Below are 22,987 nucleotides of genomic sequence, written 5' to 3' on the forward strand. Positions count from 1 at the left end.
CGCCACCCTTAACTAAGCGCCTGACACAGAAGTATAAACCCCGCGCCTTGTGTTTTGAGGTCTGGCCCGATGACGCTCCGCTTGATTTGGGGGATCGACAGGCTGGCGAATCTCGGCTAGCGTCCGGCCCATGACCCAACAGTTCGCTCAGTTCTGGTATTACTTTTATCCGCGCCACATGGCGGACGGAGGGTCTTTGCGTTTCTGAATTGAACTGACAGAAACAGCCGAATACCACACCAAACCGCCCCGGGACCGAGGGCGGTTTTTTGTTGCCCAGAGGTCCACGCGGGGCCCCCGCCCAAGGAACCGCCCGATGACCACCCTCTCTCAGACACCGACCCATGATCTGCGCATCACCGACATGCAGGAACTGATCTGCCCCGAAGCCCTCGCGGTGAAACACCCGCTGACAGATGCCGCGCGCGAAACCGTGCTCTCGGCGCGCGCCAGCATCCAGAAGATCCTGCATGGCGCCGACGACCGGCTGGTCGTCGTGGTCGGCCCCTGTTCGATCCACGACCCGGAGGCCGCGCTGGACTATGCGCGCCGTCTTGCGCCGTTGCGCGCCGAGCTGGGCGATGCGCTTGAGATCGTGATGCGGGTCTACTTTGAAAAACCGCGCACCATCGCGGGCTGGAAGGGGCTGATCAACGACCCCAACCTTGATGGGTCTTTCCGCATCAACAAGGGGTTGTCGGTCGCCCGAAAGCTCTGCCTCGATCTGAGCGAAATGGGCCTGCCCGTGGGGACCGAATTCCTCGATGCCTCTGTGCCGCAATACATCAGTGATCTGGTGAGCTGGGCCGCGATTGGCGCCCGCACCACCGAGAGCCAGATCCACCGCGAAATGGCTTCGGGCCTGAGCTGCCCGGTGGGCTTCAAGAACGGCACCCGCGGCAATGTGCAGATCGCCATTGACGCGGTGCGCTCTGCGGCCACACCGCATCATTTCATGGCGCTGGCCCCCTCGGGTCTCGCGGCGATTGCGGCGACGGCCGGAAACCCGGATTGCCACATCATCCTGCGCGGCGGTGGCGGCACCAACTTTGATGCAGAGAGCGTGGATTCAGCCTGCAAAAAGGCCGAAGCCGATGGCATCCGTCCGCAGGTGATGATCGACGCAAGCCACGCCAACTCTGCCAAGGATCCCGCCAAACAGCCCGAGGTGCTCTCGGATGTGGCCGGCCAGATGGCACAGGGTGAGACCCGCATCACCGGCATCATGATCGAAAGCCACCTCGAACACGGTCGTCAGGATCTGCCCAAGGACGGGGACCTGTCGAAACTCACCTATGGTCAGTCGATCACCGACGGCTGCATCGGCTGGGAGCAAACCGAGGCCGAGCTGCGCAAACTGGCCCAGGCGGTCAAAACACGCCGCACGCAGGGCGCCCGCCTGGCGGGTTGAGCTCGGATCAAAACGAAACGGGGCGGTGCACCGCCGCCCCCTTCATCTTCTAACCAAAATATCCCGGGGTGAACTGACCGCAGGTCAGGAGGGGCAGCGCCCCTTAGCCGCCTTTGTGCTGTTGTGCAGCAGCGGCTTGCAATCCCCTGCGCGCCTTCGCATATCATCAGGACCAAAATCACGTCCCGGAGGCCCCATGATCCGCAGTCTCGCCCTTCCCCTGACGATTGCCCTCGCAACTGCTCTGCCGCTTGCGTCACTAGCAGAGACCAAGATCCCGCAGAGCCAGACCGAGATCTCGCTGGGGTTCGCGCCCTTGGTCAAAGAGGCCGCGCCCGCCGTGGTGAATATCTATGCCAAGATCATCCGTCAGGACCGTGCGCGCAGTCCGTTTGCCGATGATCCTTTCTTTGATGATTTCTTTCGCCAGTTTGCCCAGCCGCGCCCAAGGGTGCAGAACTCGCTCGGCTCTGGTGTAATCCTCTCCGAAGATGGCATCGTGGTCTCCAACTATCACGTCGTGGGCGAGGCGTCGGATATTCGCGTGGTGACCAACGACCGCCGTGAATATCAGGCCGAGGTGATCCTCGCAGATCAGGCCTCCGATCTGGCGATCCTGCAACTGCAAGATGCCGAAGGGCTGCCGCATCTGGGATTGCGCAACAGTGATGAGGTCGAGGTGGGCGAGCTGACACTGGCCATCGGCAACCCGTTCGGGGTCGGCCAGACGGTGTCCTCGGGCATTATCTCGGGCCTTGCGCGCACCGGTACCGGCGGCGGGCAGGGCTTTGGCTATTACATCCAGACTGATGCGCCGATCAATCCTGGCAACTCTGGTGGGGCGCTGATTGATGTGAATGGCGATCTCATCGGGATCAACACGCGGATCCTTAGCCGTTCGGGTGGCTCCAACGGGATTGGCTTTGCCATTCCGGCCAATCTGGTGCGCGAATTTGTGCGACAGGCGCGGACCGGTGCAGAGGAGTTTCAACGCCCCTGGGCGGGGATGACCGGCCAGCCGGTGGACTCCGATCTGGCAGAAGCGCTGGGCCTTGGTCAGGTGGATGGCATGCTGATTTCAGAGCTCCACCCCCAGAGCCCCTTTGTCGAGGCGGGCTTTGAGGTTGGCGATGTGGTGCTGGCCGTAGACGGTGAGCCGGTGAACTCGCCCTCGGAGATGGCCTTTCGCCTGTCGGTGGCGGAGCTGGGCGGCACCAGCGCGGTGACGCGGGTGCGTCAGGGCAGGACGGATACTGTCGAGGTCGCCTTGATCGAAGCGCCTGACACCCCCGCCGCCGATCCGATCACGCTGAACGAGCGCACCCCGATGCCGGGTCTGGTGGTGGGACGGGTGAACCCGCAGGTCATCACCAAGATGCAGCTACCGCTATCGACCGAGGGTGTTGTGGTGATGGACCCCGGCCCCTATGCCGGACGCGGCGGCGTGCGCGCGGGGGATTTGATTCTTGCGATCAACGGCGAGGCGGTTGAGGCCCCCGAAGATGTGGCAAATCTCCTGATGAGCAGTGACCGCTGGATGCGGATGGACCTGATGCGTCAGGGCCAGCGCGTGTCTCTGCGGTTCCGGCTCTGACATGGCGGATCTCTTTGACAGCGAGGAGGCGGGCGCTCGGGCGGCGCAGAGCGGGGCCAGTGATGCCCCGCGCCCGCTCGCGGATCGGTTGCGGCCCCGAACCCTGGCAGAGGTGATCGGGCAGGACCAGGTGCTGGGTGCAGAGGCGCCTTTGGGGGTGATGCTGGCCTCCGGGAGCCTCTCGTCGCTCATTTTCTGGGGACCGCCGGGTGTCGGGAAGACCACCATCGCGCGGCTCTTGGCGCAGGAGACGGATCTGCATTTTGTGCAGATCTCGGCGATCTTTACCGGTGTGCCGGATTTGAAGAAAGTGTTCGAGGCGGCCAAGATCCGGCGCCAGAACGGGCAGGGCACGCTCTTGTTCGTGGATGAGATCCACCGTTTCAACAAGGCCCAGCAGGACGGGTTCCTGCCGCATATGGAGGATGGCACCATCCTTCTGGTGGGGGCCACCACGGAGAACCCGAGCTTTGAACTCAATGCCGCGGTGTTGTCGCGCGCGCAGGTTCTGGTGCTGGAACGCCTGAGCCTTGCGGATCTGGAGCGGCTGACGCAGCGCGCGGAACAGGCGCTGGAGCGCCGCTTGCCGCTGTTGCCCGAGGCGCGCGATGCGCTGCATCAGATGGCCGATGGCGACGGGCGGGCGCTTTTGAATCTGATCGAGCAGGTCGCGGCCTGGAAGGTCGACCAGCCGCTGGGCCGCGAGGCGCTGGCGACGCGGTTGATGCGGCGGGCGGCGAAATACGACAAATCCGGCGATGAGCATTATAACCTCATCTCGGCGCTGCATAAATCGGTGCGCGGCTCGGACCCGGATGCGGCCCTTTATTGGTTTGCGCGGATGCTGGAGGGGGGCGAGGACCCCAAATACCTCGCCCGGCGTCTGACCCGGATGGCGGTGGAGGATATTGCGCTTGCGGACCCGCAGGCGCAGGCGATCTGTCTTCAGGCCTGGGAGGCCTATGAGCGGCTAGGCTCGCCCGAGGGGGAATTGGCGCTGGCGCAGGCGGTGATCTACCTCGCGCTCGCGCCCAAGACCAACGCGGGCTACATGGCCTATAAGGCGGCGCGGCGTCTGGCCAAGGAGACCGGGTCGATGTCGCCACCCAAACATATCCTCAATGCGCCGACCAAGCTGATGGCGGAGCAGGGCTATGGCAAGGGTTATGACTACGACCATGATGCCGAGGATGGGTTTTCGGGGCAGAATTATTTTCCCGACGGGGTCAAACGCCCTGTGCTTTATCAGCCGGTGGAGCGCGGGTTTGAGCGCGAGCTGCGCAAGCGCACGGAATTCTTTGCCAAGAAACGCATCCAGCGCCAAGGAGAGTAAATCAGGTTTTGCGGACAAAACCTGAAAGCCTCCGGCGGGGATATTTTCTGTTAGAAGAATGGGCGGCGTCAGGCTGTGACGCGCACCCATGTGCCCATGCCCGCGGCGTGATGCGACAGCATGTGGCAGTGAAAGAGCCAGTCGCCCGGGTTGTGCGCCTGAAAAGCGATCACGCGGGTCTCTCCCTGCAGCATCAGGAGTGTGTCGCGCAGGGGGCCGAGGCTGCCGTCCGCACGGACCTCGGAGAAATGCATGCCATGGAGGTGCATCGCATGCGGAAAGCGAGTGTCGTTGACCATGCGGATGCGGATGGTCTCGCCGAGGCGCGCGGTCACAAGGGGCTCAGGCGGGCGGCCGGCGCTGCCGTTGAACGCCCAGAACTGCCCCAATTGGGCGAGATCCTGACCGGAGAGTTCCTCGCCCTTGAACCTGGCGCCGCTGAGCCACGCCATCGCGCCGCCCTCGGTGATGAGATCGACGCTGCGCGCGGACGGGAGGTCGATCGGGAAATCGGGATTGGGGGGCAGAGCGCTGGGCGCGGGGCGGCGGGCGCGGGTGCCGGAAGCCACCGGGAAGCGCGCAAGCTCGTAGCCACCATCGCGTTCAAACTGCACAAGGAAGGCGTCTTCGCCTGCGGCTGCGGTCACATCCACAAAGAGGTCGACGCGCTGGGCGGGGGCAAGCAGGAGCCGGTCCGGCAGCGCCTCAGGGGTGGCAAGCGGCATCCCGTCATAGGCCATCACCCAGCCCTCGAGGCCCTGCAGGCCGAGGGTGAAGATACGCGCATTGGCGCTGTTGATGAGGCGCAGGCGCAAGCGGTCTCCGGTTTTGACGGGATGATCGGCAACCATTTTGCCATTGCAAAGCAGGATGTTCCCCATGCGCCCGGCGTGTGACAGATCGTGCGGCACGGCGAAATTTGCATCTATCGCCGCCTCGGCTGTGACGCGCAGGTCGTCGATCACCAGCGGCAGGTCCTGATCCACGTCGGGCGCGTCGGGTTCTTCGATGATCAATGCGCCTTGCAGGCCACGTTCGACCTGCTCCACCGATTGCGCGTGGGAATGATACCAATATGTGCCCGCATCGGGCAGGGCGAAGTCATAGGTGAAGCGCGTGCCGGGCTGGATCGGATCCTGGGTGACGCCCGGCACCCCGTCCATGGCGTTGTCGATGCGGATGCCGTGCCAATGGAGGCTTGTGGCCTGGGGGAGCTGGTTGTCGACCTCAACCACCAGACGCGCGCCCTGTGTCCGGCGCAGGGTCTCGCCCGGCATTGTGCCGTTGACGCACCACAGATCTGTGGCGGGATAGTCGGTGGGTGCAATCTGCTGGCGGGCCGGGGCGAGGGTCAGACGATGCGCCGCTGATCCCGCGTTTGCCTCTGTGCTGACCTGTGCAACGCTGGCCTGTGCAAAGCGGGGCAGGGCGGGCAGGCTGGCACATGCGGTGAGGCCTGCAAGGACATGGCGACGGCTGGGGTTCATGACACACCTTTTGGATTTCGATGCGATAACCCTAGTGGGCGGCCGCGCGGGGGCAAGACTTCCACCCACTGGAAGCTGTCGCATTTGTGAAGAGTTCAGCGGGGAGCCGGTCGGGGCTTGCGTCTGGTGCAGAGCGGCCATGGGGGCCGGGATGAGCCGCAAAACTTGACATCCTGCGCGCCCCGCGCGAAGGGAGCGGGCATGTTGATAACCGTATTGAATGTGGCGCTTGGGGGCGCGATCGGCGCAAGCTGTCGCTACCTGATCGGTGTCGGCGTGCTGCGCGCGTTGGGACCGACGGGGTTTCCGGTCGGGGTGCTTGGGGTGAATATCCTTGGCTCTGCCCTGATGGGGGCTTTTGTGGTGCTGGCGGCGCATAAGGGGCTGACGCATCTGTCGCCCTTTGTGATGACCGGCGTTCTGGGCGGGTTCACCACATTTTCGGCCTTCTCACTGGAGGCGGTTACCTTGTTCGAGCGCGGGGCCTACGGGCAGGCCGCGCTTTATATCGGCCTCTCCGCAGGCCTGTCTATTGCAGCCCTTGCCCTTGGCATGATGGCGGCCAGAGGAGTGCTGACATGAGCGGCGTGCAAATGATCACCGTGACCGAAGACGACGGCGGCCAGCGGATCGACCGCTGGTTGCGGCGTCTGTTCCCGCATGTGAACCAGGGCCGCATCGAGAAGATGTGTCGCAAGGGCGAGCTGCGTCTGGATGGCGGTCGCGTCAAGGCCAACACCCGTGTTGAGGCGGGACAGGTTGTGCGTGTGCCCCCGCTGGCCGAGAGCGACATGAAACCGGCCGAGGCGCGCCCGGTGAAGATCTCGGATGCCGACGCCAAGATGATTCGCGATTGCGTGATCTACAAGGACGACGATGTTCTGGTGATCAACAAACCGGCCGGACTGGCGGTGCAGGGCGGCTCTGGCACCACCAAACACGTAGATGGCCTCTCGGAAGCACTGCGCTTTGACGCCGAGGACAAGCCGCGGCTGGTGCATCGTCTCGACAAGGACACATCCGGGCTCTTGGTGCTGGCGCGCAACCGCAAGGCGGCGCAGGGGCTGACCGCAGCCTTTCGCCACAAGAACACCCGCAAGATCTACTGGGCCTTGGTGGCAGGCGTGCCGACGCCCTACCTTGGCGAGATCAAGACCGGGCTCGTAAAGGCGCCGGGACATGGCAAATCCGGCGAGGGCGAAAAGATGATCCCCGTTGATCCGCGCGATGTGGATGCCACGCCCGGGGCAAAGCGCGCGCATACCTATTATGCCACGCTCTACCGCGTTGCGAGCCGTGCAAGCTGGGTCGCGATGGAGCCGGTGACGGGCCGCACCCACCAGCTGCGTGCGCATATGGCGGGCATGGGGCATCCGATCATTGGCGATGGCAAATATGGCGGCTCGGGTCAGGAGAACCTCGGCGATGGCTGGGGCGCGCAAATCGGCGGTCTGATCTCGAAGAAACTGCACCTGCATGCGCGCCGTTTGCAGTTCGAACACCCCGTCACCGGCAAAGTGGTGACAGTGACTGCCGCGCTGCCCGACCACATGAAAGAGAGCTGGGACACCTTTGGCTGGACCGAGGATCTGGCCGCCGACGACCCGTTTGAGACGCTGTTTTGACCTCTGCGCTAAAGCTCATTCTGTTTGATGTCGATGGCACCCTGGTGGACAGCCAGGGGACCATTGTGGCCTGCATGAACGAGGCCTTTGAACGCGAGGGGCTTGTGCCCCCGTCGCATGCGGCGATCCTCTCGATTGTGGGGCTGTCGCTGCCGCAGGCGCTGGCGCAACTGGCACCGGAGCAATCGGCGCAGGCACAGGGTGCGCTCGTAGAGGGCTATAAGCAGGCGTATATGGCAGCGCGACAGCGCGAGGGGGCAGCACATTCGCCGCTCTATCCCGGTGCGCGCGAGGTGCTGGACACGCTTCATGCGGTGCCGGAATACATCCTTGGTGTGGCCACCGGCAAATCTCAGCGCGGGTTGGACGCGCTGATCGAGGGGCATGATCTGGGAATGTTCGTCACCCGTCAGGTGGCCGATCACCACCCCTCCAAACCGCATCCCTCGATGATCCTCACGGCGATGTCGGAGACGGGCATCCCGCCTGCCGACACGGTGATGATTGGCGACACCACATTCGACATGGAGATGGGTCGCGCCGCCGGGGTCAAGACCATCGGCGTGGATTGGGGCTATCACCCGGCTGCGCATCTGCGCGCCGATCACATGCTTTCGGACTATCGCGCCCTGCCGGATCTGCTGCGCCGGATCTGGTCGGACTGATCCCGTCAGCGACCACGCTAGAGACAAAGACCGAGACGAAGACCGAGACGAAGAAGGACAGACCTAGATGAGTGAATGGAAACAGAAGCGATTCTGGAAAGCAGTCAGCGTCGAGGAGGACGACAGCGGTTTTGCCGTGGCTCTGGACGGGCGGCGCGTGAAAACACCGGCAAAAACCGCGCTATTGGTGCCCACGCGCGCGCTGGCCGACGCCATCGCCGCCGAGTGGGACGCACAGGAGGAACAAATCGACCCGCTGTCGATGCCCTACACGCGCTCTGCCAATGCGGCCATCGACAAGGTCGCGGTACAGTTTGCCGAGGTGGCGGATATGCTGGCGGAATATGGCGACAGTGATCTGTTGTGCTACCGCGCCGAAAGCCCCGAAGGACTGGTGGCGCGGCAGAGCGAATCTTGGGACGCAGCGCTCGATTGGGCCGAGGGCGCGCTGGGCGCACGCCTCTTGCCGCGTGCCGGGATCCTGCATGCACCCCAGGATAGCGCCGCTTTGGAGACCCTGCGCACCCGAGTGCACGAAATGACGCCGTTTCAGCTCGCGGCGTTTCACGATTTGGTGGGGTTGACCGGATCCTTGATCCTTGGATTCGCCACCGCAGAGGGCTGGCGCTCGTTGGATGAGATCTGGGAAATTTCGCGCATTGATGAGCGCTGGCAAGAAGAGCTCTGGGGCCCCGATGACGAGGCACAGGCCATCGAAGCCCAGAAAAAACAGGCCTTTGAGCACGCGGCAGCCTTCTACGCCCGCGCCTGAGCCGCGCGCCGAGGGCAGGGCGAATCCATCTGCGTTTTTGCGACATCGATGGCGGCGTTCCGGTCGGAGCGCCGTTTGCCGAATCGTGCGGTCTGTGATTCGCGCCAAAGGCTGCGCAAAAAATACCAGCCTCACGCGGTTCAAGGCGAAAAGCCCATTGATTTCGGTGATACTGCCCTTGACGTACGTTGATGAATCCGCCCAAACTCGGCCTCGAAAACGGGGCCAACCCCGTTTCAAACAGCCCGCGCCGTGACGGGGTGGGTGATAAAGAACCACCAAACTCAGGTGGATAGTCAGGAAGAGGTAAACATGAACAATTCCGTATTCTTTGGCGCGCTGACCGTGGCCGGTCTCGCAGCCGGTGCAGCCGCAGCCGGCACGCTTGACGACGTCAAGGCACGCGACAAACTGAACTGCGGGGTCTCCACCGGTCTGGTCGGCTTTTCTGCGCCGAACGCGAACGGTGAGTGGGAAGGCTTTGACATCGCGGTCTGCCGCGCTGTTGCTGCAGCCGTCCTGGGTGACCCGAGCAAGGTCGAATACGTGCCGACCACCGGCAAGACCCGCTTCACCGCACTGGCCTCCGGCGAGATCGACATGCTGGCCCGCAACACCACATGGACCTTCAGCCGCGACGTTGACCTGAAGTTCGAATTCGTCGGCGTGAACTACTACGACGGTCAGGGCTTCATGGTCCCCAAAGAGCTGGGCGTGTCCTCCGCCAAGGAGCTGGACGGCGCAACTGTCTGCATTCAGACCGGTACCACCACCGAACTGAACCTCGCGGACTTCTTCCGTGCCAACAACATCTCCTATGAGCCGGTTCCGATCGAGACCAACGCAGAAGCGCGCCAGCAGTACCTGGCCGGTGCTTGCGACGTCTACACCACCGACGCATCCGGTCTGGCGGCAACCCGCGCGACCTTTGATGACGCAGCAAACCACGTGATTCTGCCGGAGATCATCTCCAAAGAGCCGCTCGGCCCGCTGGTCCGTCACGGTGACAACGAGTGGGGCGACGTTGTGCGCTGGACTCTGAACGCAATGATCGCAGCTGAAGAGCTGGGCATCACCTCCGCAAACCTGGCTGAGAAAGCTGCAGGTACCGACAACCCGGAAATCAACCGTCTGCTCGGCACCGAAGGCACCCTCGGCGAGATGCTTGGCCTGGAAGCTGACTTTGCTCAAAAAGCGCTGGCCGCTGGCGGCAACTACGGTGAGATCTTTGCCAAGACCATCGGCGAAGACACCCCGGTTGGCCTGGCGCGTGGTCTGAACGCACAGTGGACCGATGGTGGCCTGCTCTACGCACCGCCGTTCCGTTAATTAGCGAAACCGGAAAAGGGCGTGAGGTTCTCCTCGCGCCCTTCTTCCAAGTTAAAGAATAACGAAATCTGCGGCTGATCCCGGAGTGAGGAAGAACCTCACCGGGAGGATTGGAACCGCAGGCCTCGGGGATCCCAACATATGTCGACTTTGACTGACCCGCCGAAAGAGACTTTTCGGCTGTCGATGCTGATTTACGACACCCGTTATCGCTCAGCCACCATTCAGGTTGTCGCGCTGATCGGGTTCTTGATCCTGGTTGGATCAATCATCAGCAATACCGCACAAAACCTAGCAGATCTGGGTAAAGAGCCCAGTTTCAGATTCCTGTCAGAGCCCGCGGGCTATGACATCAACCAGCGCCTTCTGGATTATGACAATCAGGACAGCCACATGCGCGCGTCGCTGATGGGGCTGTTGAACACGCTGGTTGTGGCCGTTCTGGGCTGTATTACCGCAACCATTCTGGGTGTGATCATCGGTGTTCTGCGCCTCTCTTCGAACTGGCTTGTTGCCCGTTTGATGGCCGTTTACGTTGAGATGTTCCGCAACGTGCCGCTGCTCTTGTGGATCGTGTTCATCATGGCGATCCTGATCGAGACCCTGCCTGCGCCGCGGGCGTTCCGGGGGGAAAACCCCGAAGCGACCATGAGCGTCTTTGACAGCGTTGCCGTCACCAACCGCGGTGTCTATGTCCCGGAGCCGCTGTTCCATAACTCCCTTGGAAACATCGGTGTTTTTGGTGATTCAGCTGTTCGCTTTGACGTCTCGCTGGACCTGATCGCGTTGCTGGTCGTTCTGGGCGCGAGCCTTTATGTCTCCAAACGCATCCGCCTCTGGGCCGATCAGACACAGGAGAGCACGGGGCTTCGGCCAACCACCTGGCACATGCGCTCTGCCGTGGTTGTGCTGCCTTCGGCGTTGCTGCTGTTCGTGCTGGGGTTCCATCTGGGCTATCCGGCGCTCAAGGGGTTCAACTTTGCGGGCGGCACTCACCTGCGGAACTCCCTGATCGCTTTGTGGCTTGCGCTTTCGCTTTACACGGCTGCGTTTATCGCTGAAATCGTGCGCTCTGGTATCCTTGCGATCTCCAAGGGGCAGACAGAGGCGGCCGCCGCCCTTGGCCTGCGTCCCAAGCGTATCATGAACCTTGTGATCCTGCCGCAGGCGCTGCGCGTGATCATTCCGCCGCTGATCTCCAACTATCTGAACCTGACCAAGAACTCCTCGCTCGCGATCGCCGTGGGCTACATGGATCTGACCGGGACCTTGATGGGGATCACCATGAACCAGACCGGACGGGAGTTGGAAACCGTGCTTTTGGGCATGCTCGTGTACCTCACGATCAGCCTGCTGATTTCCAGCGTCATGAACTGGTACAACAATCGCGTCAAACTGGTGGAGCGGTAACATGAGTGACATTTCTTTTGTACGCACAGAGATGCTGCCGCCCAAAGAACCCCCTGCAAGCGAAGTGGGTGTGCTGGGCTGGATGCGCGCAAACCTGTTCTCGAACTGGTTCAACTCGGTCCTGACCCTGGTATCGCTCTACTTTGTGATCCAGATCCTGATAGGGCTGATCACTTGGGCCTGGGTGCCAACATGGTCGGCGGGCTCGCTCCCCGAGTGTCGTGTCATCTTTGAAGAGCTGGGCCGCACGGGCCACAATGCCGGGGCCTGCTGGGGCGTGATCGCCGAACGCTGGCCGCAGCTGCTGTTTGGGTTCTACCCGAATGGCTCCGAGCCGGGGACGGCTGACCTGCGCTGGCGACCGGTTCTGGCCTTCTTGCTGCTGTTCGTGGCTTTGGCGCCGGTGCTCTTTGCCGATAAGGTGCCTGCAAAGCTGATCTACTTCAGCGCCGCATACCCCTTCCTGATGCCCTGGCTTCTGTGGGGCGGCACCGTCTGGACGCCGGTGATGATCGCTGCGGGCTTCGTTGTGGGCTACTTCGTCTACAAAGCGGTGTCGCAAGCGACGTCGGAACTGATTGGCCTGATTTCAGGGGTCGTTGGCGCCGTTGTCTGGTGGCTCTTTGTGGCGTCGTTCATTGCGTCGGTTCTTGCAGGGATCGTGCCTTTGGCACTGGAATCTGTCGAGTCGCGCCAGTTCGGGGGCTTCATGCTGTCGATCCTCATCGGGGTTGTGGCCATCGGTCTGTCCTTGCCGATCGGGATCGTGCTGGCGCTTGGTCGTCAGTCGGACCTGTTGATCGTCAAGACACTCTGCGTGGGCTTTATCGAGTTCATTCGCGGTGTGCCGCTGATCACGCTTCTGTTTGTGGCCTCGACGCTGTTGAACATCTTCATGCCTCCGGGGACGAACTTTGACATCATCATGCGTGTGTTCATCATGGTGACGCTCTTTGCCTCTGCCTATATGGCCGAGGTGATCCGGGGTGGCCTCGCGGCTCTGCCCAAGGGTCAGTATGAGGGTGCCGACAGTCTTGGCCTCAATTACTGGCAGGCGCAGCGTCTGATCATCATGCCGCAGGCATTGAAGATCTCCATTCCGGGCATCGTCTCCACCTTCATCGGCGTTTTCAAAGACACCACCCTGGTGTCGGTCATCGGTCTCTTTGACCCGCTGAACCTGACAAACGCCATCCGTGCTGACGCAAATTGGAACGGCCTCGTGTGGGAGCTTTATGGCTTCATCGCGCTTCTGTTCTTCGTCTTCTGCTTCGGCATGTCCCGCTATTCCATGTACCTGGAGCGCAAACTCCAGACTGGCCACCGTTAAGGAGTTCAACATATGTCTGAACTTGCTCTCGACCGAGAAATCGACCGCTCCAAGATGAAAGTCTCGGATGAGGTCGCCATCCAGATCACCGATATGAACAAGTGGTACGGCGCGTTTCACGTGCTGCGCGACATCAACCTGACGGTGAACCAGGGCGAACGCATCGTCATCGCGGGGCCTTCGGGCTCCGGCAAATCCACCCTGATCCGTTGTCTCAATGCGCTCGAAGAGCATCAGGCGGGCAAGATCGTGGTGGATGGGACCGAGCTGTCGAATGATCTCAAGAACATCGACAAGATCCGCTCCGAGGTTGGCATGGTGTTCCAGCACTTCAACCTCTTCCCGCATCTGACCATTCTGGAAAACTGCACGCTGGCCCCGATCTGGGTGCGCAAGACGCCAAAGAAAGAGGCCGAAGAGCGCGCGATGCATTTCCTCGAAAAGGTGAAAATCCCCGAACAGGCGGATAAATATCCCGGTCAGCTGTCCGGTGGTCAGCAGCAGCGTGTGGCCATTGCACGGAGCTTGTGCATGATGCCGCGGATCATGCTCTTTGACGAGCCGACCTCGGCGCTCGATCCGGAGATGATCAAGGAAGTGCTCGACACCATGATCGAGCTGGCCGAAGAAGGCATGACCATGCTCTGCGTGACCCACGAGATGGGTTTTGCCCGCCAAGTGGCGAACCGCGTGATCTTTATGGATGCGGGGCAGATTGTGGAGCAGAACGAGCCCGAAGAGTTCTTCAACAATCCGCAAAGCGAACGCACCAAGCTGTTCCTGAGCCAGATCCTCGGTCACTGAGATCTGTTGTCAAATTGAGAAAAGGCCGGGCGATGCCCGGCCTTTTCGCATGGTATGGGGGGAGGGGGCGCTGCCCCCTTTCGAGCCCTGCGGGCCCGACCCCCGAGATATTTTCAAAAAGCTGAAGGCAGAGCGCAGTTGCTTTTGCGCTCCGGTTCCTGTGTCAGCTTGGTAGGCGCATCACGATTTCTTTGTGTTTGAAGAAAGGGTTGAGGCGTTCTTCTAAAGGTGTGAAACCGTAGGCCTCGTAGAAACGACGCGCCGTGTGGTTTGCCGCAAAGACACTGAGCGTGAGCGCCTCGCGGCGCGCTTGTACGTGATCCAGAAGGGCGCGCCCGTAGCCCTTGCCCTGATGGTCTGGAAGAACAAACAGCCCGCCGACCTCATTGCCCAAGAGTGCGATGAAGCCAACGGGTGTGGCGCCCGGCGCGATCATCCAGGTTTCGGCAAGGTCAAGGAACTGGTCGCGGATCATGGCTTCGGCCTCGGTCACAAGCCTTTGGCTGAGGAACGGGTGGGCGATGGCACTGGCCGCGCGCCAGATGTCGAGGACCGTCGATTTATCCGACGGAGAATAGGGTCTGATCATTGTCAGGACTGTCCCGTGTTGCGCCGCACAGGGCGGCGGTGAAGTTGATGGGATTGCACACACCGACAGTCACGGCCGAGGCGGCACGCGATTGCCTGGTTGGGGGTGCAGCACTGGCGCGGTTGCGCCGGTATCAACGGGACATCAAATCTCCTGTGTCTGAGCCAGAGCCTACCGCGCGGGGCCTCTGCAGGCAAGGCGCGGTTATTCTCCCAAGAGTTCGCGGGGGACCACAAAATCGATCACCCGGCCGCTGTGCGGTTGCATCTCGGCCCAATGCGCGATGTCGAACTCTACCAGCAGAGTTGCCCCTGTGGGGTAGTCGTCGAACCGCGAGTGTGGCGGCGGATGTTTGACGATATCATGAGCAAAGGCCAGGAGACCCGGATTATGGCCCAGCAGCAGCACATTGGGCTGGGTGGCCTCGCGCAGCACATCGTAGAGGATCTCGGGCGTGGCATGATAGAGGCGCTCGGTGAAGGTCGCCGGAGCGGTGAGTGCCATGAGATCATAGGTCTCGCGGGTGCGCTGCGCCGAGGAGGAGAGCACTTGCAGAGGCGGGCTGCTCTGTTCGCGGACCCAGGCGCCCAGAGCGGCGGCCGAGCGGCGGCCGCGCGTGTTCAGCGGGCGCGCGTGGTCGCTGGGGGCGTCGGTGTTCCAGGCGGATTTTGCGTGGCGGGTCAGAAACAGGGTACAGGTCATGGGCGATGAAAATATCTCATGTGGTGGGCAGATTGCGCAGGCTGGCGTCCGGCACCGTCACTGAGCGGGCAGGCTCGGCGCGCGATACAGCCCGATGCCATGCACTCCGCACCCTGTGGTGTGTCCAGGTGGTTGTGGCAGGCTGCCAGTTTATAGGGGCCTTCGTCAACCAAGGCGTGTGCGGGGCAGGCCGAGAGGCAAGGGCGCGCGACGCAGCTTGCACAGGGAGAGCGGGAAAGCCGGGGCGGTGGGGTCGCAAATGTCTCGTCAAAAAACAGGGCTCCGCGGTAGGAATTCAGCATGCCGACCTCATCATGCACCAGCAGTTGCGACGGAGATGTGAAGGCGCGCCCCGAGGCGAGCGCCCAGGCGACAAATGGCGCGTAGGGTGGCCCGCAAAAGGGAAATTCTGCGTTCTGTGCCCCATGGTGGCGCGCCAGTCTTTCAATCACCCGGCGGGAGTAGCGATCAACCGGATCGGGCCTGTTGTCGCGGCCCTCGGGGGCGGTTGACAGCACCTGCCAAAAGGTAGACGCGGCGCCGATCAGGATCAAAGTGCCGCTGTCATAGCCGGGCACAGGCACACGTTTAGGGTGAACGCTGCCATAGGTCATCAGACCAAGCGGAGGGAGCGCTGCCGAGAGCTGGTCGTATCGGTTTTGAAGGTCTGGAGAAAACTGAGGGGCGGCCATTGCCCCAGAAGACCCTGAACTGGGCGTTCTGGCAACCCTGCGCGCAGACAAGGGCTGCGCGGGGCATTTGTATCGGCCGGGTCGTGGTCCCGAGACGCCCGGGACCAATACAGCGCATCAGCTGAGGATCAGCTGCGGATCATCGAGCCTGCGCCGTGATCCGTGAACAGCTCCAACAGGACCGCGTTGGGCACGCGTCCGTCGACGATGGTGCAGGCGCGCACCCCGCCGCGGACGGCGGCCAGAGCGGTCTCGGTCTTGGGAATCATACCACCGGCGATTACGCCTGCGGTGGTCATCGCTTCTACATCGGCGGCCTTGAGCTCGGTCACGACCACACCTTCGGCGTTCTTCACACCGGCCACATCCGTCAGCAGCAAGAGCCGGTCGGCCTTGAGTGCGGCGGCCACGGCGCCTGCGGCGGTGTCGCCGTTGATGTTGAAGGTTTCGCCGGCCGTCCCGGAGCCGATGGGGGCAATCACGGGGATGAACTCTTTTTCAAAGAGGTTCTTCAGCATGTCGGCGTTCACCTCGGAAGGGGTGCCCACAAAACCAAGTGCGGGATCGGTTGCCTCGCAGGTGATGAGGTTGGCGTCTTTGCCCGACAGGCCAATCCCCTTGCCGCCCTGGGCGTTGATCGCCTGCACGATGCGCTTGTTGACCATGCCGGAGAGCACCATCTCCACCACTTCCATGGTGGCTGCGTCGGTGACGCGCTTGCCGTTCACGAATTCGGACTTGATCTGCAGCTTGTCGAGCAGCGCGTTGATCATCGGCCCGCCGCCATGCACGATCACCGGGTTCACGCCCACCTGACGTAGAAGCACCACGTCGCGGGCAAAGCTCTCCATGCCTTCGTCGCTGCCCATGGCGTGACCGCCGAGCTTGATGACCACGATGGCGTCGTCATAGCGCTGCAGATAGGGCAGGGCGCTTGAGAGGGTTTCGGCAGTGGCAATCCAGTCGCGGTTCATGTCTCTGGTCTTCATCTGTCTGGTCCTGAGGCCTCGGGGGATGCCGGGGCGAAGTGTTCCATCGGTGTTACGCATTTCCGGCCCGCCTGCCAAGCAGGATCTGGTTGCAGCGCTCCTCTCCGATGGGGATCTGATCCGCATGGTGGTGCAGGGCGCCCTCTGCTGTGCCGGATGCCATTGCCGTCGCGGCACGGGCTGCTAAGGTCTGCGCAGCATCAGCCGTGAGAGGACAGCCCATGCGTCGCAAAACCCTGCTCTTGACCGGAGCCAGCCGGGGCATCGGCCATGCCACCGTGCGCCGGTTCAACGCCGAGGGATGGCGGGTGATTACCTGTTCACGCCAACCGTTTCCCAAGGAATGCCCCTGGGGCGGCGGCGAGGAAAACCATGTGCAGCTGGATCTGTCGGACCCCTCGGATACCATCAATGCGGTTGGTGTCATTCAGGAACGTCTGGAGGACGGCAGGCTTGACGCTTTGGTCAACAACGCGGGTATCTCGCCCAAGGGCCCCGATGGCGAGCGGCTGAGCACGCTCAACACCGATCTGATGGATTGGGCCAAGGTGTTTCACGTCAATTTCTTTGCCTCGGTGGTGCTGGCGCGCGGCCTGCGCGAGGAGCTGGCCGCGGCCAAGGGGGCAGTGGTCAATGTGACCTCGATTGCGGGCAGTCGGGTGCATCCTTTTGCGGGGGCGGCCTATGCCACCTCAAAGGCGGCGCTGGCGGCGCTGACGCGCGAGATGGCGCATGACTTCGGGCCGATGGGCGTGCGCGTGAATGCGATTGCGCCGGGCGAGGTGGAGACCTCGATCCTCAGCCCCGGCACCGACAAGATCGTGGAAAAGCTGCCGATGCGCAGGCTTGGCCAGCCCTCCGAGGTGGCGGATGCGATCTATTTCCTGTGCTCGGAGAAGAGCAGCTATATTTCCGGCACCGAGATCGAGGTGAACGGCGCGCAGCACGTCTGAACGCCGCAGGATTGGCCCGGCCTTGTGCGCAAAGCCGGGCCGATGGTCAGCTGACCACGCGTTTGAGGCGGGGCAGGTTCGACAGGATCAGCACATCCAGTGCGAGTACCGCCAAGAGCGTCAGACCCACCAGCGGGAAGGCCAATGAGGCAAAGAGCCCGATCAGCACCGCACCCTTCCAGAACGGCAGATCCTCGGGCATCGGCGGGGCAGCGAGACGTGCGGCACGCGTGGGGCGGCGCTTGAGCCACATCACCATGCCCGAGATGCAGACAAAGATCATCGACAGGCAAAACAGCGTGTTCAGAACGAGGTTCCACAGCCCCATGAGCCCCATGTGAAAGGGGATGCCAACCGCCATGGCCTTGCCCGCCAGCGAATAATCGTCAAAGCGCACGTCCGCCAGGATTTTGCCCGTGTATTGGTCGACATGCACCGTGCGGTCGACAAAGGGGTCCGTGCTGTCACCGGACATGCTGTCGCGATTGAGGGTCCAGACCCCATTGGCATCGCGCGGGAGGGCGACGCGGAAGCGGCCTTCCATCCCGAGCGCGCGCCCAAGCGCAATCACCGACCCCAGCGAGACCGCTTCGCCCGGTGCAAGCCCCTGTGTTCCGGCGGTGGAGCCAGACATGGGCATCGGCGTCTGTTCCAGTGCCCAGGGGACATCATTGGTGCTGCCGTGGTTCAGATGCGCGGCATGGGTGCTGTCCGAGGTGGGCACGGCGTCCCATTTTTGCGCCGGAAAGCTGGACCAGGCCTGCACGAATTTCTCACCCCAGATGCCGGTCCAGGCCAGACCGGAAATGAGAAACACCACCAGAAGGCCGGACATCCAAAAGCCCAGCACCCCGTGGAGGTTTTTCCAAAGGGCGCGTCGCCGCGCGCGCAGATTCGGCAGCAGCGCTGCACGCCAGTTGCCGCGCGGCCACCAGAGGTAGAGCCCGGTGACAACCAGCACAATCCCGAGCCCGGCTGCGATCTCGATCAGGCGGTCGCCCGTCTCTCCGATCAGGAGAGTTCCATGCATATTGTCGGCCCAGTCGTACCACCCGGCGCGCCGGTCCCAGATCTCAAGCACATCGCCCGTGTATTGGTTGAGAGCAACCATCCGGTTTCCGCCCTGAGGCGGGGCAATGCGATAGACGGTGGCGAGATCGGCGCTCTTGGGGGCGATCCATTCGACAATTGCACCGGGCTGGGCGGCCAGGACGGCCTGCATCTGCGCCTCGATCGGCATCTCGGCGCCCGTGACTGAGACGCGCAGGGTCTCGCCGTCGCGACCGTCCACCTGCGTGATGAACATCATCATCAGACCTGTGACGGCCAGCATGATCAGAAAGGGAATAACGTAAAGCCCTGCGTAGAAATGCCAGCGCCAGGCGGCGAAGTAGAATTTCTGCGACAGGTTCGGGGCGGCGGGACGGCTGTCCACGCCGGTGGATTGGCTGAGTGCCATTGTGGGATGTCTCCATACCAGTAAGACCACGTTGAAACGCGGTGAAATCAGGGTGATTTTTGCAAGGATCAGGAGAGAGCGGGCGGGCCGCGGGCGTCATAGCGCCAGTGAAAGCCAGCGCTGTGATGGGTAAACGGCGCGCGCGCCCAGAGATCGCGCTCCGGCCCGCTTCGGGGCAGGGGCAGGAGGACCGCGTCATGCGCCGCAAGCGTGGGCTGCGCCGCAAACGGACAGTCGCGGCTGGTGCTTTGGTCTTCGTCGTGGGCCGGCACAGGCGCGCCCAGATCGACCCAGCGTTCCTCGACGCCCTCGGGGGTACAGAGCACCAGCAGCACCTTGCCATCCTGCGCCGTCACCGGCATCCAGCCCGCCGGGATCAACCCGGCGATCAGAATGGCCATCAGGCCCAGATGTGACAGCAGGCGGCGCAGGCGCCTAGTCCAGATGCGCGATGATCGAGCGCAGAGTGGCGATGCCATCGCCTTTTTCCGAGGAGGTCAGCACGATCTCGGGATAGGCGGCGGGGTGTTTGGAGAGCGCGTCGCGCACCTGATCAAGGATCTTGGCACGGTCCTTCTCTTTCACCTTGTCGGCTTTGGTCATCACCACCTGAAAGGTCACGGCCGACGTATCAAGAAGCTTCATGATTTCTTCGTCGACCTTTTTGACACCGTGACGGGTGTCAATCAGCACAAAGGCGCGGCGCAGGGTCTGGCGGCCCGAGAGATACTGCTTCAGGAGACGCTGCCATTTCTCCACCACGGCGAGCGGCGCGTTGGCATAGCCATAGCCGGGCAGGTCCACGAGATAGAGCTCGGGCCCCTGGGTGAAGAAGTTGATCTCCTGCGTGCGCCCCGGCGTGTTTGAGGCGCGCGCCAACCCTTTGGTGCCGGTGAGCGCGTTGATGAGCGAGGATTTCCCCACGTTGGAGCGCCCGGCAAAGCAGACCTCGATGCGGTCCGCGGGCGGCAGGCCGGACATGGCGACCACGCCCTTGAGGAACTCGGACTGGCCGGCAAAGAGCTTGCGCCCGGTTTCCATGGCCGCTGCATCGGGCTCTTCGGCGAGGGGAAAGGGAAGCTGCATCACAGAACCTCTAGGCTGTCGGAAAGCGCGATGTCGCCATCGCTCAGGACTCTGGCGCGGATGCCAAAATCGGTGTGGCCCCAATGCTCGCGCAGCGCTTTCAGCGTGTTGGCATCGCGCGCGCCGGTCTCGGGGTTGGTCTCGGTGGCGCGACAACGGGTGATACGGTCCACCACCTCAAGGCGCGTGGTTCCTATCTTGAGCTCGCGCCCGACCCAGTCAAATTCTTCAAAGGGGGCGGTGCCGTCGATCCAGAGATTGCCCCGGAACCGGCGCGGGTCGAGCTCCTGTCCCAGCGCATCACCAAGCGCCTTGAGGGAGGTGAGCGACAGGATCGCTACGGCAGAGAAATCCGCATCCGCCATGCCGCCCGCGGGGGCCTTGATGAGCGTATGAGGCTGAGGGCGCTCGGCGGGGTAGAGCGGCAGGAGCCACTCCAGAAGTCGTGCGCCATCGGTGGCCGGATCAAGGGTGATCTCGCCCTGTTTGGGGTGGCGCAGGGTGATCTGGTTGCCTTGCGTCTCGGCGGTGATCGCCATCAGTTCGGGACCAAAGCAGCCGCGCGCAAAATTGCGGCAAGGCTGCCATGCGCCGGTGTCCTCGGAGGTGCCGGTCAGCACTGCCCAGGCCCGATCCAACGGCATAGGCCCGCCTGTTTCCAAGCGGACCTCTGTCAGTGGTTCGGCCCCGATCCCCTTGATCGGGTGCCGCCACATTTGTCTGACAGTTGCTGTCATTTCTTCTCGGCTTTCTCGGCTTTGTCCTTCTTGAAGCCTGACTTGATATTGCCAAAGACATCAGGGGTATAGCCGTGCGAGCGCATGATCAGATACTGCTGGGTGAAGGTGATCACGTTGTTGGTGATCCAGTAGACCACGAGGCCCGAGGCAAAGCCGCCCAGCATGAACATGAAGACCCAAGGCATCCACGCAAAGATCATGCGCTGGGTTTCATCCGTCGGGGCAGGGTTCAGTTTCTGCTGTACCCACATGGAGACCCCGAGGAGGATCGGCAGGATGCCGATGAAGACCAGCGATAGCAGGCTGTCGGGGGCCGGTGCCGCCCAGGGCAGCAGGCCAAAGAGGTTAAAGAGCGAGGTGGGATCGGGCACCGAGAGATCCTGGAAGGGACCAAAGAAGGCTGCATGGCGCAGCTCCAGTGTCACGAAGATCACCTTGTAGAGCGAGAAGAAGATCGGGATCTGGATCAGGATCGGCAGACAGCCTGCGGCCGGATTGACCTTCTCGCGCTTGTAGAGCTCCATCATCTCCTTTTGCATCTTCTGACGGTCATCGCCCGCGCGTTCGCGCAGCTTTTCCATCTCGGGCTGCAGTTCCTTCATCCGCGCCATCGAGGCGTAGGATTTATAGGCCAGCGGGAAGACGAGGATTTTCAACAGGAACGTCAGCGCGATGATTGCAACACCCATGTTGCCGATCGCGGCATTGAGCCAGTGCAGCACGGCAAAGATCGGCTTGGTGAAGAAGAAGAACCAACCCCAGTCGATCGAGTCGAGGAAGCCTTCGATGCCTGCACGCTCATACTCGCGGATGGTGGCCCATTCCTTCGCGCCCGCAAACAGCTGGGTGTTCGCGCTGGTGCTCTCGCCGGCGGCGAGGGTCACGGTCGGCAGAACCACATCCGTCTGGTAGATGTCGCGGCGTTCGTCGTATTTTGCGATGGCGCGGAAGGCCTCACCGGGGGCGGGGATCAGCGTCGACATCCAGTAGTGGCCGGTAAAGCCAATCCAGCCGTTCTCGGTCACGGTGTTGACCTGCGCGCGCGACCCGTCGCGGGGATCGGGGTCGAAATCGGTCATGTCGTCATAATCGATTTCCGACAGCTCGCCATCGGCCATGCCCACAACGCCCTCGTGCAGAACAAAGAAGTTCTCGAGGTTGGCGGGTTCGCCATGCCGGGCGAGGGTGCCGTAGGGCGCCAGCGCGACGGACGCGCCGGAGCTATTGGTCACCGACTGGGTGATCGAGAACATATAGTCCTCGTCGATGGAAACTTCGCGCGAGAAGGTCAGGCCCTTGCCGTTGTCCCAGGTGAGCGTCACCGGGGTGTCCGGGGTCAGGGTCGCGCCCGCTTCGGCCTGCCAGAGCGTATTGGCGGTGGGCACATCTTCGATGCCGAGACCGGCCCCCGGCGCCCAGCCGTAAAGCGCGTAGTAGGCATGGGGCTGACCGGCAGGCGACAAGAGCGTCACGATGGGCGAATCGTCATCCAGTGTCTCGCGGTAGTCCTTGAGCCGCAGATCGTCGATCCGGCCCCCTTTGAGAGAGATGGAACCCTCGACACGCGGGGTGTCGATCGTGAGGCGCGGGACGTCTTCGGTGATTTCGGTTTCGGCGGCGGCCGCGTCGACCTCGGCGGTTGCCGCACCGGCACTGGGCGCGGCCGCAGGTGCGGTCGTATCGCCTTGGGGCGCGGTTTCAGTGACTTCAGTCGCAGGCTGAGGCGCCTCTTCCGGCGGGGGGAAGAAGAAATACCAGCCGAGGATCACCAGGAAACTCAGAGCGGTTGCGAGCAGTAGATTCTTGTTCTGATCGTCCATCTGGACAGCCACCTCATGCATGCAAAGTCAGGGTGTGGTTCAACAGAGGTCGGTCCGGAAGGTCAAGGGAAATCCGGGTTTCGCATCCAACTGTGGGCCGGGAATCCCTAAAAATGGGGGCGTGGCGGTGGTGTCGATGCGCAAACCACTTGCCCCGTCGTGTTTTCTCTGACGCAAGCGTGCCTCGGGGTGCGTGC

General features: G+C 62.5%; 23 protein-coding genes. 13 read left to right on the top strand and 10 right to left on the bottom strand.

All coding sequences use genetic code 11. The features are described 5' to 3' along the window. Positions 1-316: 316 nt before the first annotated feature. From ACZ1HH_RS01445 to ACZ1HH_RS01455, 3 genes are all read left to right on the top strand, one after another. Positions 317-1,411, top strand: coding sequence for a 3-deoxy-7-phosphoheptulonate synthase (locus tag ACZ1HH_RS01445; RefSeq protein WP_472637102.1), 1,095 nt, complete (start codon positions 317-319; stop codon positions 1,409-1,411). 196 nt (positions 1,412-1,607) lie between these two features. Continuing rightward, a complete protein-coding gene (locus ACZ1HH_RS01450) occupies positions 1,608-3,005 on the top strand; it encodes a trypsin-like peptidase domain-containing protein (RefSeq protein WP_472637103.1) in 1,398 nt (465 codons plus the stop codon). A 1-nt stretch (position 3,006) separates the two neighbouring features. Then, on the top strand, positions 3,007-4,338 hold the full coding sequence (locus ACZ1HH_RS01455) for a replication-associated recombination protein A (RefSeq protein WP_472637104.1): 1,332 nt from the start codon (positions 3,007-3,009) through the stop codon (positions 4,336-4,338). Positions 4,339-4,406: 68 nt separating this feature from the next. Here ACZ1HH_RS01455 and ACZ1HH_RS01460 read toward each other — a convergent pair whose 3' ends face one another. After that, positions 4,407-5,825: a multicopper oxidase family protein gene (locus ACZ1HH_RS01460; protein WP_472637105.1), complete on the bottom strand. Its 1,419-nt coding sequence runs from the start codon at positions 5,823-5,825 to the stop codon at positions 4,407-4,409. A 201-nt stretch (positions 5,826-6,026) separates the two neighbouring features. Here ACZ1HH_RS01460 and crcB point away from each other — a divergent pair, with 201 nt between their 5' ends. The 8 genes from crcB (at position 6,027) to ACZ1HH_RS01500 (ending at position 13,760) form a co-directional block, all read left to right on the top strand. Then, on the top strand, positions 6,027-6,407 hold the full coding sequence (gene crcB, locus ACZ1HH_RS01465) for a fluoride efflux transporter CrcB (protein ID WP_044026649.1): 381 nt from the start codon (positions 6,027-6,029) through the stop codon (positions 6,405-6,407). Beyond that, positions 6,404-7,450: an RluA family pseudouridine synthase gene (locus tag ACZ1HH_RS01470; RefSeq protein ID WP_011537640.1), complete on the top strand. Its 1,047-nt coding sequence runs from the start codon at positions 6,404-6,406 to the stop codon at positions 7,448-7,450. The genes crcB and ACZ1HH_RS01470 overlap by 4 nt, the downstream gene beginning before the upstream one ends. Then, the gene (locus ACZ1HH_RS01475; protein WP_011537641.1) at positions 7,447-8,115 is read left to right on the top strand and encodes an HAD-IA family hydrolase; all 669 of its coding nucleotides are present in this window, start codon (positions 7,447-7,449) and stop codon (positions 8,113-8,115) included. The genes ACZ1HH_RS01470 and ACZ1HH_RS01475 overlap by 4 nt, the downstream gene beginning before the upstream one ends. Before the next feature lie 67 nt (positions 8,116-8,182). Continuing rightward, on the top strand, positions 8,183-8,887 hold the full coding sequence (locus ACZ1HH_RS01480) for an ATP12 family chaperone protein (RefSeq protein ID WP_472637106.1): 705 nt from the start codon (positions 8,183-8,185) through the stop codon (positions 8,885-8,887). A gap of 312 nt (positions 8,888-9,199) precedes the next feature. After that, complete coding sequence (locus ACZ1HH_RS01485; RefSeq protein ID WP_011537643.1) at positions 9,200-10,216, top strand: amino acid ABC transporter substrate-binding protein; 1,017 nt, start codon at positions 9,200-9,202, stop codon at positions 10,214-10,216. Between the two features lie 141 nt (positions 10,217-10,357). Continuing rightward, a complete protein-coding gene (locus ACZ1HH_RS01490) occupies positions 10,358-11,626 on the top strand; it encodes an amino acid ABC transporter permease (protein ID WP_011537644.1) in 1,269 nt (422 codons plus the stop codon). A 1-nt stretch (position 11,627) separates the two neighbouring features. Continuing rightward, positions 11,628-12,956, top strand: coding sequence for an amino acid ABC transporter permease (locus ACZ1HH_RS01495; protein ID WP_011537645.1), 1,329 nt, complete (start codon positions 11,628-11,630; stop codon positions 12,954-12,956). 12 nt (positions 12,957-12,968) lie between these two features. Continuing rightward, positions 12,969-13,760 carry an amino acid ABC transporter ATP-binding protein gene (locus ACZ1HH_RS01500; protein ID WP_011537646.1) on the top strand — a complete coding sequence of 264 codons (792 nt, stop codon included), beginning with the start codon at positions 12,969-12,971 and terminating at the stop codon, positions 13,758-13,760. 163 nt (positions 13,761-13,923) lie between these two features. On the opposite strand, the gene ACZ1HH_RS01505 is transcribed toward ACZ1HH_RS01500, so the two are convergent. From ACZ1HH_RS01505 to argB, 4 genes are all read right to left on the bottom strand, one after another. Then, a complete protein-coding gene (locus ACZ1HH_RS01505; protein ID WP_472637107.1) occupies positions 13,924-14,349 on the bottom strand; it encodes a GNAT family N-acetyltransferase in 426 nt (141 codons plus the stop codon). Positions 14,350-14,553: 204 nt separating this feature from the next. Further along, a complete protein-coding gene (locus ACZ1HH_RS01510) occupies positions 14,554-15,051 on the bottom strand; it encodes a SixA phosphatase family protein (RefSeq protein WP_416367813.1) in 498 nt (165 codons plus the stop codon). Next, positions 15,048-15,743 (bottom strand): ferredoxin, encoded by a 696-nt coding sequence (locus ACZ1HH_RS01515; protein WP_472637108.1) that lies wholly within the window; start codon positions 15,741-15,743, stop codon positions 15,048-15,050. The genes ACZ1HH_RS01510 and ACZ1HH_RS01515 overlap by 4 nt, the downstream gene beginning before the upstream one ends. Before the next feature lie 128 nt (positions 15,744-15,871). Further along, entirely contained in the window at positions 15,872-16,732 is an 861-nt protein-coding gene (gene argB / locus ACZ1HH_RS01520; RefSeq protein WP_472637109.1) for an acetylglutamate kinase, read from the bottom strand. 49 nt (positions 16,733-16,781) lie between these two features. Between argB and ACZ1HH_RS01525 the strand changes: the two genes are divergently transcribed. Next, positions 16,782-16,919 (top strand): hypothetical protein, encoded by a 138-nt coding sequence (locus ACZ1HH_RS01525; RefSeq protein WP_472637110.1) that lies wholly within the window; start codon positions 16,782-16,784, stop codon positions 16,917-16,919. 34 nt (positions 16,920-16,953) lie between these two features. Beyond that, on the top strand, positions 16,954-17,685 hold the full coding sequence (locus ACZ1HH_RS01530) for an SDR family NAD(P)-dependent oxidoreductase (protein WP_011537651.1): 732 nt from the start codon (positions 16,954-16,956) through the stop codon (positions 17,683-17,685). Positions 17,686-17,731: 46 nt separating this feature from the next. Here the strand turns inward: ACZ1HH_RS01530 and ACZ1HH_RS01535 are convergent, their stop codons facing one another. The 5 genes from ACZ1HH_RS01535 to yidC all read right to left on the bottom strand — a co-directional run bounded on the left by ACZ1HH_RS01535 (position 17,732) and on the right by yidC (position 22,790). Beyond that, positions 17,732-19,144, bottom strand: coding sequence for a PepSY-associated TM helix domain-containing protein (locus tag ACZ1HH_RS01535; protein WP_472637111.1), 1,413 nt, complete (start codon positions 19,142-19,144; stop codon positions 17,732-17,734). A 68-nt stretch (positions 19,145-19,212) separates the two neighbouring features. After that, the gene (locus ACZ1HH_RS01540; RefSeq protein WP_472637112.1) at positions 19,213-19,545 is read right to left on the bottom strand and encodes a DUF2946 domain-containing protein; all 333 of its coding nucleotides are present in this window, start codon (positions 19,543-19,545) and stop codon (positions 19,213-19,215) included. Positions 19,546-19,579: 34 nt separating this feature from the next. After that, on the bottom strand, positions 19,580-20,230 hold the full coding sequence (yihA, locus tag ACZ1HH_RS01545) for a ribosome biogenesis GTP-binding protein YihA/YsxC (RefSeq protein ID WP_011537654.1): 651 nt from the start codon (positions 20,228-20,230) through the stop codon (positions 19,580-19,582). Next, on the bottom strand, positions 20,230-20,967 hold the full coding sequence (locus ACZ1HH_RS01550) for an MOSC domain-containing protein (protein WP_472637113.1): 738 nt from the start codon (positions 20,965-20,967) through the stop codon (positions 20,230-20,232). Before ACZ1HH_RS01550 ends, yihA begins: the two co-directional genes overlap by 1 nt. Continuing rightward, on the bottom strand, positions 20,964-22,790 hold the full coding sequence (yidC, locus tag ACZ1HH_RS01555) for a membrane protein insertase YidC (protein WP_011537656.1): 1,827 nt from the start codon (positions 22,788-22,790) through the stop codon (positions 20,964-20,966). Before yidC ends, ACZ1HH_RS01550 begins: the two co-directional genes overlap by 4 nt. Positions 22,791-22,987 lie beyond the last annotated feature (197 nt).

The organism is Epibacterium sp. HA2-3 (genome assembly GCF_055693725.2).

Excerpts from the sequence above, each read along its gene's own strand:
- ACZ1HH_RS01490 (WP_011537644.1), top strand. The coding sequence starts at position 10,358 with ATGTCGACTTTGACTGACCCGCCGAAAGAGACTTTTCGGCTGTCGATG.
- ACZ1HH_RS01455 (WP_472637104.1), top strand. The coding sequence starts at position 3,007 with ATGGCGGATCTCTTTGACAGCGAGGAGGCGGGCGCTCGGGCGGCGCAG.
- ACZ1HH_RS01470 (WP_011537640.1), top strand. The coding sequence starts at position 6,404 with ATGAGCGGCGTGCAAATGATCACCGTGACCGAAGACGACGGCGGCCAG.
- ACZ1HH_RS01480 (WP_472637106.1), top strand. The coding sequence starts at position 8,183 with ATGAGTGAATGGAAACAGAAGCGATTCTGGAAAGCAGTCAGCGTCGAG.
- ACZ1HH_RS01540 (WP_472637112.1), bottom strand. The coding sequence starts at position 19,545 with ATGGCCATTCTGATCGCCGGGTTGATCCCGGCGGGCTGGATGCCGGTG.
- ACZ1HH_RS01450 (WP_472637103.1), top strand. The coding sequence starts at position 1,608 with ATGATCCGCAGTCTCGCCCTTCCCCTGACGATTGCCCTCGCAACTGCT.
- ACZ1HH_RS01550 (WP_472637113.1), bottom strand. The coding sequence starts at position 20,967 with ATGACAGCAACTGTCAGACAAATGTGGCGGCACCCGATCAAGGGGATC.
- ACZ1HH_RS01535 (WP_472637111.1), bottom strand. The coding sequence starts at position 19,144 with ATGGCACTCAGCCAATCCACCGGCGTGGACAGCCGTCCCGCCGCCCCG.
- ACZ1HH_RS01515 (WP_472637108.1), bottom strand. The coding sequence starts at position 15,743 with ATGGCCGCCCCTCAGTTTTCTCCAGACCTTCAAAACCGATACGACCAG.
- yihA (WP_011537654.1), bottom strand. The coding sequence starts at position 20,230 with ATGCAGCTTCCCTTTCCCCTCGCCGAAGAGCCCGATGCAGCGGCCATG.
- ACZ1HH_RS01485 (WP_011537643.1), top strand. The coding sequence starts at position 9,200 with ATGAACAATTCCGTATTCTTTGGCGCGCTGACCGTGGCCGGTCTCGCA.
- argB (WP_472637109.1), bottom strand. The coding sequence starts at position 16,732 with ATGAAGACCAGAGACATGAACCGCGACTGGATTGCCACTGCCGAAACC.
- crcB (WP_044026649.1), top strand. The coding sequence starts at position 6,027 with ATGTTGATAACCGTATTGAATGTGGCGCTTGGGGGCGCGATCGGCGCA.
- ACZ1HH_RS01505 (WP_472637107.1), bottom strand. The coding sequence starts at position 14,349 with ATGATCAGACCCTATTCTCCGTCGGATAAATCGACGGTCCTCGACATC.
- ACZ1HH_RS01530 (WP_011537651.1), top strand. The coding sequence starts at position 16,954 with ATGCGTCGCAAAACCCTGCTCTTGACCGGAGCCAGCCGGGGCATCGGC.
- yidC (WP_011537656.1), bottom strand. The coding sequence starts at position 22,790 with ATGGACGATCAGAACAAGAATCTACTGCTCGCAACCGCTCTGAGTTTC.
- ACZ1HH_RS01445 (WP_472637102.1), top strand. The coding sequence starts at position 317 with ATGACCACCCTCTCTCAGACACCGACCCATGATCTGCGCATCACCGAC.
- ACZ1HH_RS01510 (WP_416367813.1), bottom strand. The coding sequence starts at position 15,051 with ATGACCTGTACCCTGTTTCTGACCCGCCACGCAAAATCCGCCTGGAAC.
- ACZ1HH_RS01500 (WP_011537646.1), top strand. The coding sequence starts at position 12,969 with ATGTCTGAACTTGCTCTCGACCGAGAAATCGACCGCTCCAAGATGAAA.
- ACZ1HH_RS01460 (WP_472637105.1), bottom strand. The coding sequence starts at position 5,825 with ATGAACCCCAGCCGTCGCCATGTCCTTGCAGGCCTCACCGCATGTGCC.
- ACZ1HH_RS01495 (WP_011537645.1), top strand. The coding sequence starts at position 11,628 with ATGAGTGACATTTCTTTTGTACGCACAGAGATGCTGCCGCCCAAAGAA.